This is a genomic window from Paenibacillus ottowii (assembly GCF_006874425.1).
GTDB classification, from domain to species: Bacteria; Bacillota; Bacilli; order Paenibacillales; family Paenibacillaceae; genus Paenibacillus; species Paenibacillus ottowii.
On record NZ_VIJZ01000003.1, the window covers coordinates 145,723 to 164,601 of the forward strand.

Genomic DNA, 18,879 nt, shown 5'->3' on the forward strand with positions numbered 1-18,879 from the left:
AGGTTATGACAAGTATTAGGTTAGGCTAAAATTACTGCGCTCCAGAAGCAGCACCCTGTAAAACCCAAGGTTTCCCATATGCCATCTTCAATGTATCAATGCTTGTAACTATATCTTCAGCCTGTTGCTCAGCAGTAGTCACTTTTAAATTAGCTTCGTAAACCTGAAGCTCTGTAGCCAACCCAACATCAAATTGCTTCTTAGCCATATCAGCCGCACTTCTTGCACTTACCAAACCAGCTTGGATCTGTGAGTATTGGCTTTCCAATGCTTTAATGTTGTTATAAATCGTTCTCACAGCTTCTTCCAACTGTCTCTTTGTACCTTCTGTAGCATACTGGGCTTTATCAACATTAAGTTGTTCAGCTTCATAAGGCGTATTTCCAGGAGTACTAAAGTTATATAGCTTCAAGCTCAATTCAGCCAAATCGACTTTTTGCTCACTTAACCAAATGGCAGTACTGCTAGTGAGTACTTGGCTTACTTTTGTCTCTACATTATCTTTAAATTCAGAATAGACAGGCTTATCCTTCAATTCGTAACGTTGCTCTGGTTTGTAGCCAATCACTTGGTTCAACGACACATAAGCACTATCGAGGTCTTTTTTAGCTTTATCCAAAGCAGCTTGATTTTGAGTTAACTGGTTAGTTGCTTGGGTAACTTCATAATCACTCGACATTTGATTATCTCTCTTGATTTGTGCAACTTTAAGCTTGCGTTCAGCATCCTCAATATTCAATGCCGCCAGCTTAACAGCATTTTGCTTTTGAAGGAGTTTATTGTATAAATCCTTTACGTTATATTCAATACCTTCTTTAGTCATTTCCAGGTTCTTTTTCGCAGCCTCATAATTAAGATTCGTTTGGGCGTAACCTTTGTAAGCTTTATCTTGCGCCTCATTACCTGCTTCTGCTGGAACAAAGTCAATATTTTTTCCTGTTTCTTTCATAATTTTTCCTGCTTGGTCAATGCTCACTTCTCCTGTTTTAACTGAAGTACTATCAGCAATAGCCAGTTTTACTGCATCTTCATAGGTCAAAGAATCATTATAGTAGGTATCGTAAGTAACTTTTGTCACAGGAGCAGCGAGTGGCTTGCTGGACAAGCTATTGATGTCAGTAGTGCTAGCGTTAGCTTGATTGGAAATGGTCACTGTTCGTGAAGTCTGGTCCCAATTTACTTTGGCGCCTAATGATTGGCTCACAAAACGTAAAGGAACAAGTACCTGACCCTTTTGAATTTGAGTTGCTACATCGAGCTGTACTGGCTTACTGTTTTTATAAGCAAGTTTGGAACCAATATTTAAAGTTAATGTATCTTCACTTTTAGATGCTGTTACCTTTTTAGCCTTGCTGTCCCACTCCACTTGCGCTCCTAAGCTTTCAAAAACGCCCCGAAGAGGTACCAAGGTTGTATTTTGACTCACTACCGGAGACTGCGTATATTGCTGCGTTACACCGTTAATAATAACCTTTATATCACCTGATTGAGCTCCTGCAAGACTGGCAAACGCAGAAGTAAGAACCAATGTGGATAGCAATGCCACTGCAAAACGTTTCATAATTTCTCTCCTTTGTCAATAAGACTAATAAAAGAAAAGGGCTCCAAAAGGAACCCTCTTCTCATCTAATTCAGTTAACTCAAAAGAGTTGCTCTTAAATTAGTTGTTGTTTTCAACAGTTACTGTTTTAGCAGTTGCATCATAGTTGATGGATGCATTCAGCGCTTTACCAACCCAAGAAATTGGCAGTACAGTACGGTTTTTGTTAGTTACAGCTTTAACGTCCATGCGAATCACAGTACCGTTAACAGTCAACAGGTTAGTGTTCAGTTTGATTTGAGCAACAGTGTCACCCTTGATCAGAGTAACTGTGGAAGTTGCTTTGTCAAACAGGATGTTTTGTGGGGATACACCCAAAGCTTCAGCAGCATAACGTACTGGCAAGTAAGTACGTCCGTTTTGAGCATAAGCAGCTACATCAGCTGTTTTAGTTTCGCCGTTCACAGTGTAGGAAGTGCTTCCCAGTGTGAAGACAGCTTTAGTTTTAGTAGCACCTGGAGCTGGAGTTCCAACAGTTGCGATAGCTACTTCAGCAGCTGCAGTGTTGTTGTCTTTCCAGTTTTGAGTGTTGTCAGTTGCGCCTTTGTATGCAGTGTAAGAAACTGCGCTACCTTTCAGCTTAGCAACGATGTCGCCTTGAGCTACAGTACGGTCAACAGTCAGCTTAGGAGCAGAGATTGTGATTGTACTTGGAGTAGCAGATTCACTGTCGATGTAGAAGCTCAGACGACCTTTGTTGCTTTCGCCGTAAGTATCAGTAGATACGCTCTTCACTTTAACGTCACCAGCTGTAACTTTTACTTCTGGAGTAGAAGCAAAACGTACGCCTGTTGGCAATTCCAAGATTACTTCACGGCTACCGTCTTTCTTAACGAAAGCTTCTTTAGCAGCTTCAGTGATTGTGATATCGCCAACTTGTTGATCGCCCAGACCGATTGTCAGGGTTGGTTTGGAAGCAGCAGCCAGAGTAACTGCTTGTTTCACAGTTGCAACCTTAACAGTACCGCTCAGTCCTTGGCTACCAGCAACATCTACGTTCAGATCGCCAGAGAAACCTGGTTGAACTGCAACTTCAACGTTTCTCAGTTTCAAAGTACCAGCGTCAGTTGTGCTATTAGGGTTGTTGAAAGTCAGTTTCAAAGTACGTTTGTCAGAGTCAGTGTAGGATACCTCTGCTCCACCCAATCCGTTAGTATTTTCCATAGAACCAGCAAAGCTGTTTCCTGGGTTGTTACTCTTGAAAGTTTCTTGCCAACGAGCACCTTCAGGCAGACGCAAAGTTACAGTACGTCCTTTTACAAAGGATTTAGCAACAGTTTCTTTAATTACGATGTCGCCAACTTTTTGTTCGTCATGTCCAGCAAGGATAGTTGTTGGAGTAGCTACAGTAACACCACCACCGATTTCGCCATAGTTACCAACAACAAGAGAGCTAACATCAGTTGTTGCATTACCAGAAACGCTAACAGTAACATCGCCTTGTTTAGCATTTGTTTCATCATCTACATGGAATTTAACTGGCAATTGGAAAGAATTTTGTTTGGAGCTTTTCACAGTATCTTTCAATCTTACAGTAAGAGTATCACCATCGGATTTAGCATCAATGTCAGCAGCTTTTATATCACCAAAAAGAATTGCTGCTGTACCAGAAGCATCCCATTTAAAACCACTTGGCAATTTCAACTTGATATAGTTACTACCTGTCAAAGAACCAGCAGTTTCCTCTTTAACTTTCAGCGTTGCTGTGAAGTTATCTTCACTGGAAACTGTATCGTTTGCAGCAAGAGAAACTTGACCAGAAGAAACAACGTTTGCGATTGCAATTTCACCGCTAGTCAAACCGCTATTGGAAGCTGCATCAATAGCTGCTTTAACTGGACCGTTACTTGGACCAGCTACATTAATTCTACTGAAGTTCAAGAACAAAGTAACATCATCTTTAATGTTATCTTGACCCGTAAAAGTGATTTTTGCGGAGTTTACATTAACTGGTTTACCATCAGTGTCATAATTGTTGATGATTGGAGCAACTGTAATACCAGTATCTTTATTATCATCAAAATCAGCGTATACACCCAAGCCATAAGTGGCATCACTTACACTACCTGGGCCATTACTTGTACCAGTTACACCAGCAATTTTCGCAACATCACTGCTGTTAAAATAAAAACCTTTAGGCAAAGTAACAGTAAAAGAAGAACCTTCTCTTACAGAAGCTTTGCTCACTGTAATTTTCACTCTGCTATCAAGATTAGTGAAGTTTTCAGCGTTTCCACTAATAGTAGGAGTATTCACAGCTGTGAAACTAGAAGATGCATGGATAGCAGTTGGTGCAGTCAATGCTGCGATTGGAGCTGCTACACCAGCAACCAATGTTGCTGTTGCCAGCACGTTGATCATTTTTTTGTTAAACTTTGTCATAACCTTTTTTTCTCCTCCTTGAATATAAACAGAAATATTATTTTTGTCTTTTTGTCGGATCTTGTCACTCATCAGTCGTTACACCTCCTTTCCGAGCTTTATGAGAACCCTTATAAAATGATATCTGTGACAATATCACAGAAGCTTGAAATCTAGTTGAAAGAAAGCGTCCATTTATGACGTACTCCAGTATTATACAATGTGATAACAATGCAGTAAAGATTTTTTTTAGCGAATTTTGTCTTTACGCTTTTGTACCCCTTTGTTTCATACTCACCCAATTAGACGTAGCATGGGTTCAAAAAGTTGCGTCTGTTTCAAAAAAAATTTTATTTTTTTTGATTATGTATTCCGCTTTCCACAGTCATAATTATACTCCTCAACCTGTTCCTCCGTCATCCTACAACTTTTACCTTCTCAACCTTAAATGTACAAGGTTTATTTCTGTACAATTAATTAGGTCTTTAATGGAGTATATTCGTTACGAATTATCCATAGAATACATAAAGTACATAAAGACTATAGATTTCTTAGAAATCTAATACTCTAATACACTTTAAATAGTAGAAATGACGGAGAACAGCAATTTAATGTAAATATAACGAAACAAAACAAATTATTTTACTACATTAATCTTCGCACCATCTGAAAGCAAACTTACGCCTTTAACGACGACATTTTGTCCCTCAGTAAGCCCCTTGGTTACCTCAACCTGTTTGGCACTTTCCTGACCTGTCTGCACTTCTACGCGCTTCGCGACAGTTCCCTCCACTACATAGGCATACTTCTTCCCTGCCTGCTCTGTAATGGCATCCTGGGATACCAAAATATTTTTAGGAGCTTCTGACTTCATATATACAGTTACAACCATGCCTGACTTCAATTCCCCAGAACCATTAGGAACCGAAATCTCGACAGGATATGCCTTGAGGTCATTATCCATTACGGGATTGACGGCAGTTACTCTAGCTTCTATGCGCTTATTCAATGAATCCACACCTACAGTTACAGACGAACCTACCTGCAGCTTCAGAAGCTCTGATTCAGAAACGTTGACTTTAGCTATGATAGGATTGGTATTTGCAATTGTAACAACTGCAGATTGCGCACTAACCATTTGTCCTTGGACTCCTGTGACTACCGATATCGTGCCGGAAATCGGAGCTTTGACTACAGCATCCACCAGTTGGCTACGTGCTGTGTCTAAACTGGCTTTAGCTTGATTTACAGAAGCACGTGCTACGTCTATGCCCGTCTTTTGTTGCGCAAGACGCAGTGATTTCTGAGCATTATTATATGTGGTTTGCGCACTTTCCTTAGATGTTTGTGCATTGTGCAGTGCAATCTGTGCATTCTCCACCGCAGTTTGAGCCTTTCGATACGCTATTTGGGACTGCTCTAACTCGGATTGAGATAGAGCGCCCGCACTAAACAACTGTTGGTTGCGATTAAGCGTATTTTGAGCATCACGCACGGAATTCTGAGCATCGATCAGACTGGTCTGAGCTTGTGTGATGGAGTTATCTTGCTGTACAAGCGCACTTTTGGCTTGATCCACACTGGACTCCGCCTGCTGCACAGATTGTGCTGCGCCAGACTCAGCCTGTTTTAAGTTGGCCAAGGCAACCTGGTACGATTCCTGAGATTGCTTAATCGAGTCCTGAATATCCTTTTGGTCTATAGTAAACAATGTGTCGCCTTTGTTTACTTTTTGCCCCACTGTAAGATTGATACTTTGAATTTTTCCGCTAATTTTCGGAGATACTTGGGCCGTCTCTTTCGGAGCAAAGCTTCCAATAATACCTGTTGAGTCGTTGATACTGCCTTTAGCCGCTTTTGCCACTTGGACTGGGATCGCCTTCTGCACTGAAGCTGGTGTGGTAGGGGCCTCCCCCCCACCACAGCCTGCTAATGCAACTGATAAAAGCAAAGTTGTGGCAATCAGAGCACTTTTTTTATTCATTATGTTTCTCCACCTCACCTTATATATGAACACTTTTTTGTAGTTTCGCTTCTTTTTTCAGTTGTCTCTTTTCTTGTCTTTTCAGTTTGCGATTTTTACGTTTTTGAATGATATTGTCCAAAATAACATAAACAACCGGAATAAGAATCAGCGTGACCAAAGCTGCGAAGGATAACCCGAATACAACAACAACCGCCATAGGAGCTTGTGTCTCATTACCGTCACCTTTAGCAAATGCCATAGGAATCAAAGCAAGTACGGTAGCCAGCGTTGTCATCAAAATCGGACGCAACCGCTCAGATGCGCCATGAATAATAGCTTCATCTCGATCTTCGCCTTCTTTTCGAAGCTGAATAATGAAATCAATCATGACAATTGCATTATTTACGACCAAACCGACGAGCATGATGTAACCCGTAAAAGCCGAAACACTGAGACTCGCTCCCGTTACCACTAGACCGATAAGTACACCGATTAACGTAGGCGGAATCGAAAACATAATAACAAACGGTGTGAGCAGAGATTCAAACTGTCCTGCCATAACCATATAAATCAGAACTACAGATAGCAGAATAGCTATCCCTAAGTTTATAAAAGACTCCATCATTTGTTCACTTTGCCCGCCACCCGTATCTGCACTATAGCCTTCTGGGAAGTGAGTACTCTTCAAAAGAGCATCTATTTTCTGTTTGACGGTTAGAATGTCACCTGATCCATCAATGTCAGCAGAAATCTGTACTTGACGTGTCTGGTCTTCACGGGTGACACTATCCGGTACAGCGCGTTTATCAATACTTGCTACCGAAGATAAGGGCACATCAATTCCTTGTGAAGTGGTAATACGTAATGCTTTCAAATAGGACCAGTCATGTCGATCCTGCTCAGGCAGAGATATTTTCACATCGATTTGATCATCACCTGTGCGATAGCTTGTTGCAACAGATCCATTAAAGGAAGTATTCACCGCAGATAAAATTTGGGTTGCTGATAAGCCATATTGACTAGCAAGTTCCCGGTTAACAGTAATCTCATATTCTTCGCGAACCGCATTCAAAGAACTTTTTACATTGACCGTTCCCGGTATGCTCTTTACGCCGGCAACGAGATTGTCGGAAAGTTCCCTCAAGACGTCCATATCATCGCCTTTTAGATTAATATTAACCGCCGCTCCAGTCGAAAGGCCTGTTGCAGACGCCAATGTAATCTCTGCATCCGGAATACTATCGAATTTCTTGCGAAGGCCTTCAACTACAGCGTCTGTTGGCTGATGCCCATCCTTCAGCGCAACACTTAGTTCTGCCGAATTGGATGGAGTTGCCCCTGAATAACCAGAAAGACCACCAGCACCAACAGTCACTGTCATTTTGTCCAGATCAGGAACTTTCAGAATTTCTTTTTCTATACCTTGAACAACTCTTTCAGTCTCCTCTAAAACTGTTCCGTTAGGAAGTTTCACTTTCACTGAGAATTCCCCAGTGTCGGATTCAGGAATAAATTCAGCCTTAACCATAGAAATCAGAGACCCAGCTGCCACAAACATTAATACAGTAATGATTAAAACAGATTTTCGATGATTAATTCCCCACTTCAATACACGGCGATAACCACCCTTAAATTTCTCAAATCCGATATTAAACCACACAATAGGGTTAATACCTTTATAAGTACCTAAAGAATATATGGATTCATCCGGTACAGTAGGCATCCAACGCGAGCCAAGCATTGGCACAATCATAAGGGATACCAGCAAGGCTGCTATATGGGAGAAGATAACAGTTAATGCCAACGGTTTAAACATAACTCCTGCAATTCCATCAACAAAAACAACCGGTAAAAATACTACAATCTGTGCAAGTGCAGATGCCATAACCGCATTGCCCACTTGCTTGGAGCCATCAATTGCCCCTTGTAGCATACTTTTCCCTTCATGTCGCTGCCTAAAAATATTTTCAATGATAACAACGGCAAAGTCGACAAATGATCCTAACCCTAGAAGCAAACCGCTCAATGAAATAACATTAATGGTTTGTCCAGTGAAATACATCATCATAAACGTTGCTACGAAGGAAATTGGAATAACGATCGCAGCAATAATAGTAGAACGTATACTGTTCAAAAATAATAGCAACACAATAGCTGCGATAATAAGCCCCAATATAGCATGTTCTATTAGTGAGTGTACGGAGTCTCTAATAGGCTTGGAAGCATCAGTTACCATATCCAATTGTGTTCCAGGAGGCAGGTCCTTCCGTATCGAATCCAAACTTTCCTTCACAGAATTAGCGATTGAAAGAGTATTTCCACCAGTAGCCTTAGTAACAGAAATATTAATACTTGGCTTCCCATTATAGGTAGAAATAGTGGTGACTTCTTCTACGGAGTCTTCAACTGTCGCGATATCCTTCAATTTCACGCTTCCCTTACCTACAGGGATTGGCGTTTCGCCCATTTCCGAAACAGCTTTATATTCACCTTGAACTCGAAGTTGAATTTGTGTATTACCACGATATACAGAACCCGCAGAGCCAGCAACATTATTAGCCGATAGGGCCTGGCGAATTTGATCCAGCGTAATGCCATAGCTTTGAAGCTTGGCCTGATCTACAGTGATCTTTACGAGTCGTTCTTGACCACCTGACATGTTGGCTGCAGCTACTCCTGCAATTCTTTCAAGCCGCGGCTCGATAATATCCTCAGCAATAGGCTTCAGCTTGTTAATATCCTGATCTCCTGTAAAAGCGAGGGTAATAACTGGCGTTGCATTGAGGTCCACTTTTAGAACACGCGGCGAATTTGCCGTGTCTGGAAGAGATCCTCTAACGGTATCAACTTTATCCCTCATGTCGAGGGTGGCCTGGTTCATATCTACTCCCCAGTTAAATTGAATCATGACCATAGATGATCCTTCTGAAGACTCGGACGTGATTGTATCCACGTTCTCGATAGAAGCCAAACTCTTTTCAATAGGTTTAGTAACCAATTCCTCAACCTCAGTAGGCGTTGCATTTGGAATACTGGTCACCACTGCAGCGTAAGGCAGCTTCATATCTGGCATATACTCGACAGGAAGCCTTAACGCAAAAATACCGCCCCCGATTAACAAAGCAACAATCAACATAAATACTGTTACAGGACGGCGTATTGAAAACTGAGACATCTCATCACTCCCCACTCACTTCTCTATGTAATATTTAAGCACACACATCCTCTACTACGATGAAATAGGCGTAAAGTTTCAGATAAATGCGCAAAAAAAACATATAGAAAAATAATAAACACATTTTGAGATAAAACCTTAAAAAAAAGCAATTAATAACAGTCTTTCAAGGCAAAACTAAACGAAAAAAGCCGTAGTGCTTATCCAAAGTTTTCATCTCTTTGATATTATGGCATAGGCGCTTAATTCCAGTCAAATAGCTGATTTATAAAAAACATCCCTCTCATGTATATGAAAGGGAATTTCCATTTCCATGGAGGGATGTTTAATGATTTCAGTTTTTTTAAGGATTAAATTTTAGGAAGCAGTTTTTTATCAGCCATAACTTTAGCTACAATAATCGCTGCATCTCCGCGCAAGGTTAAGGATGTAGGGTTAAACATATATCCTTTTTTCGGATCACTTGCATCTACAGGAGACCCTGTGATAAAGCCTTTCTTAGCAATAGCCAATACAGATGCTTGTGCATAGTAGTCAATCTTGTCCGCATCTTTAAAGGTCTTGGACAGATTCTTCATGATCTTGTCATGATCTGTTTCCAGCTTCAAATCCAATGCCTTGGCGATAATGACCGCGGCATCTTGACGTGTGATTACATCTTCCGGCATAAAGATTCTTGGTTGCGAACCTTTGACAATACCTGCACGTGCAGCTGTTTCAATATAACGATAATCGTAGAGCGCATCTGCGGATATCGTATTTGGAATAGACACGTCGTCGAAATGCTTCGCACCGCTGAAATTAAGCGGAATTTGCAGACCTTTGACAATCATCGACGTGAATTCGCCTCTTTTAATGTAGCTGTCAGGTCCAAAGCTATTGATTGGATCCATTGGGTTCATAACACCTTTAGCCAAGATTGCTTCGATGTAATCTCTGGCGTACTTGTGCTTAATGACATCACTATATGTTTCTCCAACCTTAGCAACTACATAATAACCGAAACGATCAAATGGTACTTTAATGGTATGTTTCTTCGGATCTACCACACCACCAATGTTCTGCCAATCCTTCAAATCAGGATCAAAAAAGAACACTGTCATTTGTTTCCCTGCATCCTGAGCAATGCTGCCGTCATACGTCAGCGTCAAAGTAGCACGCTTGGAAGGTACTAGCTCGTTAGATGGGTCACGCCAGTAGAAGTTTTTAATCTTGCTACTGTCATTTTGCGATTTGTTTGCCAATTGATATGGATCGGCACCATACGTTACCGGATCGTAAGCATCTGTTTTGATATCATCCGCTGTACCTGGGTCAATCCAGAATACTGGACTGGACTTGGTAAAGCGACTTGGGAAATCTCTGTTGAAGTATCTACTTCCATCTGCAATCAAGCTCTGCATGTCGGACAACGCTTTTTCAGTTTCAAATTCATGACGGTCTACCACGCCATCTTCGCTATTCGCAATCGCAAAGTACAAAGTATGACCGGAGAAAACCTGATTTTTAAATTGCTGCGGTTGGTCGTAATCACGACGAATCAGGCTCGTTCCCTTCGCGAAAGCAAGTGTAAGATTACCATCAAACACTTTGTGCGATGTTTTCATCGCTTCCATGTACTGCTCGCCAGGAATATTAGTAGGCACATATTTAACAGTAATGGTTTGTTTTAGTTTTTCCTTGCCTACTGTAACCACTACATCAATTTTATTATCTTTGTTAGCTTTTAGACCTGTAACGATGGCTTTATAAGCTGATGGGTAATCAACAGTGCCATCATAATCAGAGTCAAATCCTTCTTGAACCGCTGTTTCCTTACCTACTGTAACACTATCTGCATTACCTGCGTTTACAATAACTTGCACAAAGTTTTGATTCACGATCCGTTTTTCAGGAAGCGGACGCAGGATATCAAAAGATGTAGATTGACCGGATACTTGCAGTCGGAAAGTAGCAAATGGTCCGCTCTTGCCACTGTTGTATAAGGTAATGTTGTAAGCTACTGGCGTTCCATCTTGCGAAATAGTCTGGTTTTTCAATACAAAACTGAAGTACTTTTTGTCCGGATGATAGTATACGAGCAGGTCTTTCAAATCTTTGCTTGTAAACTTATCCGTAGTAGCACCGGAGTTGTATGCCGTTTTGGCATCTTCTGCTGAGAAGAACTCGTTATTCAACGTCCAGTTTACTTCACTGTCGTCTGATCCCTTAATCTCTAAAATGTATTGATCTTTATTGGCAATATCACTTAACGAACCATTCACCTGATCCGCTTTACCCAAATCAGCAATACTGAAAGTACCAAAGATATTGATATTTTTCAGAGATGTTTTGTAGTTAGTGTCATCTACTTTAGTGAAATTTGCATCTTTTGCTTTCGGTGCAATTTCGCTATATTTCGGCGTATTGCTCAAGCCGCTAACAGGTGTAAAAGGAATAATACCCTGTGTGTTTGGAACTGGAATTACTGGAATATTCGTTTGTGTAAAGTTTACTTTTACCGTATTGCTATATTCAATACCTGGCTTGAACACAAACTTGATTTCATTATTTCCGTTTGCCAGTGCGTTGGCTGCAACTGTTTCGGAGGAAGCTGCAAGCTTAAAGTTTGCTCCTGAGCCATCAAGGTCAACTAATACGTTGTTCACATACAAGAATACATTTCGGTTACTACCAGTGTAATGAATATCAGCTGCATTACTCACATCCAGCAATTTACCTTTAAAATAACCCAATTGATTCAGTTTATACGTATTTAGGTTTGCACTCGACGTATTCAACGGAATTTGTTGACCATCATAAATCGTATCGTATTTCATGAATGGGCCCTGCAATAAGTTTACAGTTGCCTTAATCAATTTGCTTGAGTCACCATTCAGGTAGAAATTCAGGACGTTTTGTCCTTCTTTAGGCAAAGTATCTACGTAAGCAACAACTTTTTTCACTTGTGTTGACTTACCATTGATTGTTCGAATCACATCTTGGGCTTGACCCACGGGATGAACGGATACACCAGAAAGCTCGTTAATTGAACTAGGCGCACCGTTAACAATGATAAATTCCATACCTACAGGTACAGATGGAGCATCTGTAGTCTTGTTCTTCATAGAACTACCTGTTAATTTCATAGCTTCATCAATGGCAGCTGCTTGATCAGACCCGCTACCATTGATACGATTCAACAGCTGATTATTAAAATCAGGGAGAAAGTTCACGTCATCAATATAAGGTTGAGTGCTGCTTCGCAATGTAAATTGCACCGCAGATGCATTTGAACTCGATCCATCTGCAAACCCTACACTCAGGGATGCACGAATCAAGTGGTCTGTTACGATGCCATCAGGTACAGTTACCTGGAACGGATATACTTTGTAACCATTAGATGTAACAACATTGGCTGTATCAATCGTAGCATCAATTCCATTGGTATCCCCAATGGCGCTACCGTTATTGCTTACATCCGTAAATCTAGCATTAATTTTGCTCACTACTGGATCAGTTGCTCCGGAAGGAACCAGAACATTACCTTTCAAAACCACACCGCTGGTAGACGATACGGTAAAGTCAGGCGAAGTCGTCAGATCAGCAGACACATTGCCGTCCTTATTTAAAGTCAAATCAGAAAATTCAGGTTTACCCGTATAAATCGTGATTTCACGCGTAACTGTAAGAGCCTGAGTTCCGTTATTCACTTTAATCGTCACTATATTTTTACCCGGAGTGAGCACAACACTACCTGTTAATTTATAGCCGGTATAAGAGGAAACATTATACGTATTACTACTTTTTGTAGAAGTGAGCGTTACACTGTCAGCATTAGGAGCCGTCCCTTGAATCACTACTTTCACGTCATCCGAGCCGCTATTTCGCGCGTCTGTCAGCACCGCTGTCTGATTTTCTACTAACTGCTGGGTTTGGCCATTCAGCGTAGCAGACAGATCATACAGCTTAGGTCCATCCTGATACTCAATGTAAATGGAATCCTTCATTTCGGCCGAATTTTGACTGCTTTGGAATGTAATTCGGTTCAAACCAGGAAACAGTTTAATGTCTGAAATTTGAATCGTAGAGCCATTTACTGTAATTCCGCCCTTTTGACTCTCATTTTTATTAACTACCGTAAGGTTTGTTCCATTTTTAGAGAGTTGGAATACACTATACGATATAGTACTCCCATTCACTCCGTTGATCGTACCGTTAACTGTAACACGGTCTGTGTTTACCATTCTGGCCGAATCCGCATCATATTTTTCATTTGGAAAAATGAAATAAGTTCCTGTCGCAGCATGAGCCGTACCTACCAGGGCCGCCGGCACCAAGCCAATGATGAGACCAACCGTCAGCAACATGGATAGCAATCGTTTCAAATCATTGTCCTCCTTTGATTCTGTCGCACCTTGGGGTACGTAATCATTCGTTACTATTTTTATCGGTAGCCAACATACAAAAAATTAGTAAATTCTCAAAAAAGGAGGGAGTTTTTTTACAGCAAACAACAAAAAAGCCTTCAAACCCGCGGTATACCGCCAAGCTTGGAGGCTTACATTTGAATTAAAATTATAATTTCGATCGCGTCTGGGAATCTGGCTTAGCCAACAACCGAATTAGTGTGTTAATCACAGGACGTTTGGTTTTTCCAACAAGACCAATAACCTCTGCACCGATCTGTAGGAAGAACATCATGATACATATCACGACAAAAGTAACCCAGTTTGCTTCATTAAGTGCAGCCGATGACTGAATCACGGCCAAAATACCGAAAAATACAGCAATACCGTAGATAATCAATACCGTCTGTCTGTGACTGAAACCTAGTTCGCGCAAGCAGTGATGCAAATGACCTTTATCCGGTGAGAATATCGGTTTTTTCTGCAACTTGCGACGAATAATTGCAAAGAATGTATCTGACAAAGGCACACCGATAATAATCAATGGCGTAATAAATGATACGATAGCAATTTGCTTGAAACCAAGCATTGAAAGCATAGCCAGAGAAAAACCTAAAAATAAGGACCCTGTATCACCCATAAATATTTTCGCAGGATGAAAGTTGAAAAATAGAAACCCGATAATACTGCCTAACAACACAAGGCAAAGCATGGCAACCATATAATTGCCCATTAGTAACGACATCACAAAAATAGTTCCAATCGCAATTCCCGATACACCTGCAGCCAGTCCATCCAGGCCGTCAATCAAATTGATGGCATTGGTCACACCTACGATCCAAAAAATCGTAAGCGGAATGGAAATCCAGCTTTCCAAAGATGAGTAAGCATCCTGAAAAGGTACATTTACAAAATCAACACGAATATCAAAAGCAAACACGACCATACACGCAACGGCGATTTGAGCCAAAAATTTGAGCTTTGCATTGAGATCAAAACGATCATCGAGAGCACCAATCAATGTAATCAACGTACCGCCAATCAGAAAGGCTGCGATAAAGTTAATATCCCGCGAGGACAGCATTCCTTCAGGCACAAAAGGTAACATCGCCAATAAGGATAACAGAAATGCCAAGAAAATCCCCAGACCGCCAAGACGCGGCATAATTCGGGTATGTACTTTTCGGGCATTCGGCACATCGACGGCTCCAACCTTCACAGCGAACTTTTTAACAAGCGGTGTCAGTAACAGCGCAAGTCCCAGTGCCATGATGAAACCAATAATATAGATCAATAACATTTGATCATTCGACCCCCAATTTTAAAGCAATGCCTTTTCAGATGTAACCGCATTGAATTATACTCTGATCAAAAATAAATACCAAGCCTCATATTCTGGCAAATTAGCGGGTTTTGAAGGCAGATTCAAGCTATTTATCACACTTTTGTGACGTTTTCTTTTTCACGCATCACTTTCACTGCGAATTTCGGCAACGCAAGCATTCTTTTGTAACGACTGGGCTCTTTTAGGAGTCTATATAACCACTCCGCTCGTAGCTTTTGAAACAGTTTAGGTGCGCGTTTGGTTTTGCCCGATATAACATCGAAACTACCACCAACACCCATCATCACCGGCACTCCCAGTTGTTCTTTATATTTCCCAATCCAGGGTTCCTGTGTGTCTGCTCCACGCGCTACAAACAACAAATCAGGATTTACTTCGCGAATAGCCGCAATCACCGCTTCGTCCTCGTTAGGTCCAAAAAAGCCATCGCGCTTGCCGCAAACCGTAATTCCAGGATAAAGCTCATGTACCCGCTGAGCGGTCGCTTGAATCACTTCAGGCGTTGATCCAAGTAAATAAACTTTCCAATGATAACTTTCTCCGGCTGCGAGCAATTCATGTAACAAGTCATAGCCCGCCACTCTCTCGGGTACAGGATGCCCAACATAATTTGCTGCCCAAACCACACCCGTTCCATCTGGAACAATCAATTCTGCCTGTTTCATTACATTCATATACACTGGATCTTCCAATGCAGCCATGACCATAATCGGATTGGCAGTGATCACTTGATGAGGGCGGCGAGACTTCACCGCCTGAATCAATACATTTAATGTATCTTTCATATTAAGCCTTGATACCTGAACACCGAAAATCGGGACGGTAGGCACATTCGTAACCTTATCAACTGTCACTGTATCCATCATCCTTTGCGACGCAAGTAATTAACGATATGCTGAGCTGGTAAGCGAGCCTCACTTTTTAACAAAGCAATTGCTGCCCCCTGGCTCTCAATCCATTGACTACGCTGATCTAGCAGCCGCATAGACTCATTAGCCAGCTTTTGCCCGTTCAATGCTTCTGTAGTACCTACAGGCTGGCTGCCCACACGGCTGAGGAAATGATCAATTTTGGGATCGTAGGATATACCCAACGGGGGCACCTGATGGGATGCTGCATAAATCAAGCTGTGCAGCCTCATCCCGATCATCAAACTACATCTGCTGACTTCCAAAAGCATCTGTTGAGGATCGGTCACTTGGTCACACATACTGACAAGGCTTCCCGTCCCCCTAATATCCCCCAACAAATCCATTACCATCCTAGAAGCCTGTACGTCGTCAGGCAAATGGAATGGTAAGAAACGCAAGTGAACACGGCGCTCTGTAGCTAATCTTTTTAAGCCATCCGCAATAGCCGTTAAATCGCGTCGTTCCTTGTCCCAGTAACGTACAGATATACCAACGATGGGAAGTTTGTCCTCATCTATCTCAGTTCCCGTATTATGCAGTTCGGAACCGGAGGGCAAAGGAAGCCCCATTACTGGATCAGGAACAACTTCGACAACCGGGCGTTTTAGTTTCATGGTGCCCAGCAATGCAGCAGATTGTTCATCTCTTACGGAAACATATTCACAGCGTTGGAACACAGACCGGATCATTGGATAAAATATCTTCCGCTGTACTGGACCCATGCCCTGAGCATAGATAAACGTTGGCTTTCCAGCCCATTGAGCCAGTTTCAGAATCGCCAGATAATACGGAATGCTTTTAGGGCTTGTAGCATCCTGGAGCAGACTCCCGCCGCCACTAATTAGCCCGTCGCTGTTTTTAATCGCTCTCCGTACTTCCCCTAGGCTCATACGTGGAACAGCTTCTACCCCGTACATTTTCTGTGTCCAAGCAGGGTCAGAAGATAAAACAACAGGCTTGACCGTAATCCCCGCCTGACGGCTCTCCTCTTCTAAAGCAGTCAAAATCGACTTGAGCACTGCTTCATCCCCACTATTGCGAAACCCGTAATAACCCGAGATTATTATCGTTTTAGCTGTGGTGACCATTTCTTCCAACATCCTTCCAGCACTTGCCACACGACAATTGCGATGATTCCCAATACCAGACCCAATCCTAATCCCAACAACCCGCGACTAAGCGAAAGTGCCGCTGGAGAGTGAATGTGAGCGAAGGTATCCACCATCGAGGCTTGACCAATAGCAGCTATGATCAGCAAATAGATTGCTTTGCGATATTTTAAAGCCAGGAATGCCCCTGCAATAAACAGTGGATGAGCCATTAAAAATTCCTTATTACGCGGACGTACACCAAACGCATTCTCAAGGAAGTTACGGAAGACCAACTCGGTGTTCGACACCGTACCTGCATTCCCAGTACGAGTCAAATAGTAGTAGCCTGCCGCTGCGATCACAGCCAGTGCGATCACCCACAAGACAGTAATCGGTGTACGCAGCAGTTTGGAAATTTCCTCCCGTATAGAAACACCACGATAAAAGAAAATATAAATCGCCGCTAAGAAGATCGGCAGAATATGAAGCAAGCTTACACCTCTAAATTGGTTTAACACCAGACTGTAAGCAATACTGTTCAACAGCGCAATAACAAAAGGCACTGCAGCCAGCGACAAGATCGCAGTCTGTACGTATAGTATAAGCGTTTGAGTCAATCGTTGACCTACAGATAATTCATGTCCCTGTTCACGTTTAATTCTGATCGTACGCACTGCAATAATCATTGCAACCGTAGGTCCGCTAATTGCTGCAAGCAGTGCTAAACCTTGTTCCATCAAGCTGGAGTTCAAAACGTAAAGCCCTGCAGAACCTACCAAACCGAGTGCAAATACCAGCAGAGTCAGCGCTGGAACGAAATAGGACACCATAATGGAGAAGAACGCCAGTGCACCCAGCACGACGAGCATCTTCAGATAACGCTGAATGGATGAATCAACTACTTGGAATGGTTCAGCCTGTCCAAGTTCAAATCCTTTTTTCTCCATCCGCTGTACTGCGTTGCCCGGCTTGTCCAAGCTGTGGATCAGGTTGTCTACTGAATCTTTCACCTTAGCTTCAGCAACACTGCGACTTGGCGCAGTATTCAGATACAACATGCGAATATTACGATCCTTGGTGGCGAGTGCAAAACGATCGGCCAACGTTTCCACATCGAGCATTGAATCTTTATCACTCAATGAATATAGACGCACAACATTATAGTGGATATCGTAAGCGAGCCTGTTGAAGCCTGCCTGCGGTTTTTTTAAGTTTTCGATAGCTGCTAGGCCAATATCGTATTTGTTCAGCAATTTAGCAAATGCCGCTAAGCTATGTTGCTTCTCGTTATCGGTAAAGCCTTTGACTGAATCACCTTCAAACAAAATGCGTTTTACACCATTTTGCTGAAAGGAAGCCAGCATCTCTTCCGTCAATTCCTGGTTATAGGGCAGACTGTCACTCATCCGTGGAACGATAAAAAATCCTTTGCTACGAAGCTGTTTCATAGCAATCGGGTCAGGCTGCATAGGCTTGAGATACGCATCCTCTGGAGATGTTTCTACAACTAGTCCTTCCTGCCCTTGATAACTCCACGGCTTTACATTGATGCCCAGACTTGTAAACGTGCGTAAAATTAACGGTTTTAACGCCTCGGCATTTTCTTTGTTGGTGAAAACAACGTAAGTAAAATTCTCATTTGCAGGTGAAAGACGTTTTTCCAGATCCGCAACATTCTGAGTCGTATAAGTTACCACACGACCCGCTTTACGGAAATCATCCAGCGTACTTTCATACATCGCCATGCTGTTCACACCCGCTTGTTGTAAGCGGTCAAGCTGCTCATTCAGATAGTCCTGCGGATGAGCCTGATACGAAGCCGCCTCCGTTAAATCCCGATAATCGAATACAATCTCTACCTTTTTACTTGAGGATTCTGTCTTTACACGATCGACGATGACTGGAATGGAAGCCAGCAAGCCAACAGCGACCAGAATCCATAACCATTTTCGAGAAGCCGTATTCCAATACTGCCATTTCTGATACACCAAAGAACCTCCTTAATATTCGGGATTTTGCAAAATTCAATGCTGCCCACTTTG

General features: G+C 42.1%; 9 protein-coding genes. All 9 read right to left on the reverse strand.

The window, feature by feature from the left end:
- Positions 1-31 precede the first annotated feature (31 nt).
- The 9 genes from FKV70_RS07625 to FKV70_RS07665 all read right to left on the reverse strand — a co-directional run bounded on the left by FKV70_RS07625 (position 32) and on the right by FKV70_RS07665 (position 18,825).
- The gene (locus tag FKV70_RS07625; protein WP_142612423.1) at positions 32-1,561 is read right to left on the reverse strand and encodes a stalk domain-containing protein; all 1,530 of its coding nucleotides are present in this window, start codon (positions 1,559-1,561) and stop codon (positions 32-34) included.
- 99 nt (positions 1,562-1,660) lie between these two features.
- On the reverse strand, positions 1,661-4,054 hold the full coding sequence (locus FKV70_RS07630) for a copper amine oxidase N-terminal domain-containing protein (RefSeq protein WP_142612425.1): 2,394 nt from the start codon (positions 4,052-4,054) through the stop codon (positions 1,661-1,663).
- A gap of 544 nt (positions 4,055-4,598) precedes the next feature.
- Positions 4,599-5,945, reverse strand: a complete 1,347-nt coding sequence (locus tag FKV70_RS07635; RefSeq protein ID WP_142612427.1) for an efflux RND transporter periplasmic adaptor subunit — start codon at positions 5,943-5,945, stop codon at positions 4,599-4,601.
- A gap of 19 nt (positions 5,946-5,964) precedes the next feature.
- Positions 5,965-9,102, reverse strand: coding sequence for an efflux RND transporter permease subunit (locus FKV70_RS07640; protein WP_142612429.1), 3,138 nt, complete (start codon positions 9,100-9,102; stop codon positions 5,965-5,967).
- Positions 9,103-9,452: 350 nt separating this feature from the next.
- Positions 9,453-13,469 carry an S-layer homology domain-containing protein gene (locus tag FKV70_RS07645; RefSeq protein ID WP_142612431.1) on the reverse strand — a complete coding sequence of 1,339 codons (4,017 nt, stop codon included), beginning with the start codon at positions 13,467-13,469 and terminating at the stop codon, positions 9,453-9,455.
- 190 nt (positions 13,470-13,659) lie between these two features.
- Positions 13,660-14,790: a glycosyltransferase family 4 protein gene (locus tag FKV70_RS07650; RefSeq protein WP_063212235.1), complete on the reverse strand. Its 1,131-nt coding sequence runs from the start codon at positions 14,788-14,790 to the stop codon at positions 13,660-13,662.
- Between the two features lie 137 nt (positions 14,791-14,927).
- Complete coding sequence (locus tag FKV70_RS07655) at positions 14,928-15,689, reverse strand: WecB/TagA/CpsF family glycosyltransferase (RefSeq protein ID WP_142612433.1); 762 nt, start codon at positions 15,687-15,689, stop codon at positions 14,928-14,930.
- Positions 15,690-15,697: 8 nt separating this feature from the next.
- Entirely contained in the window at positions 15,698-16,834 is a 1,137-nt protein-coding gene (gene csaB / locus FKV70_RS07660; RefSeq protein WP_142612435.1) for a polysaccharide pyruvyl transferase CsaB, read from the reverse strand.
- Positions 16,810-18,825: a DUF5693 family protein gene (locus FKV70_RS07665; RefSeq protein WP_142612437.1), complete on the reverse strand. Its 2,016-nt coding sequence runs from the start codon at positions 18,823-18,825 to the stop codon at positions 16,810-16,812. Before FKV70_RS07665 ends, csaB begins: the two co-directional genes overlap by 25 nt.
- Positions 18,826-18,879: the final 54 nt, after the last annotated feature.

Coding starts and splice junctions, on each gene's coding strand:
- FKV70_RS07650 (WP_063212235.1), bottom strand. CDS start 14,790: ATGTTATTGATCTATATTATTGGTTTCATCATGGCACTGGGACTTGCG.
- csaB (WP_142612435.1), bottom strand. CDS start 16,834: ATGGTCACCACAGCTAAAACGATAATAATCTCGGGTTATTACGGGTTT.
- FKV70_RS07635 (WP_142612427.1), bottom strand. CDS start 5,945: ATGAATAAAAAAAGTGCTCTGATTGCCACAACTTTGCTTTTATCAGTT.
- FKV70_RS07630 (WP_142612425.1), bottom strand. CDS start 4,054: ATGAGTGACAAGATCCGACAAAAAGACAAAAATAATATTTCTGTTTAT.
- FKV70_RS07625 (WP_142612423.1), bottom strand. CDS start 1,561: ATGAAACGTTTTGCAGTGGCATTGCTATCCACATTGGTTCTTACTTCT.
- FKV70_RS07640 (WP_142612429.1), bottom strand. CDS start 9,102: ATGTCTCAGTTTTCAATACGCCGTCCTGTAACAGTATTTATGTTGATT.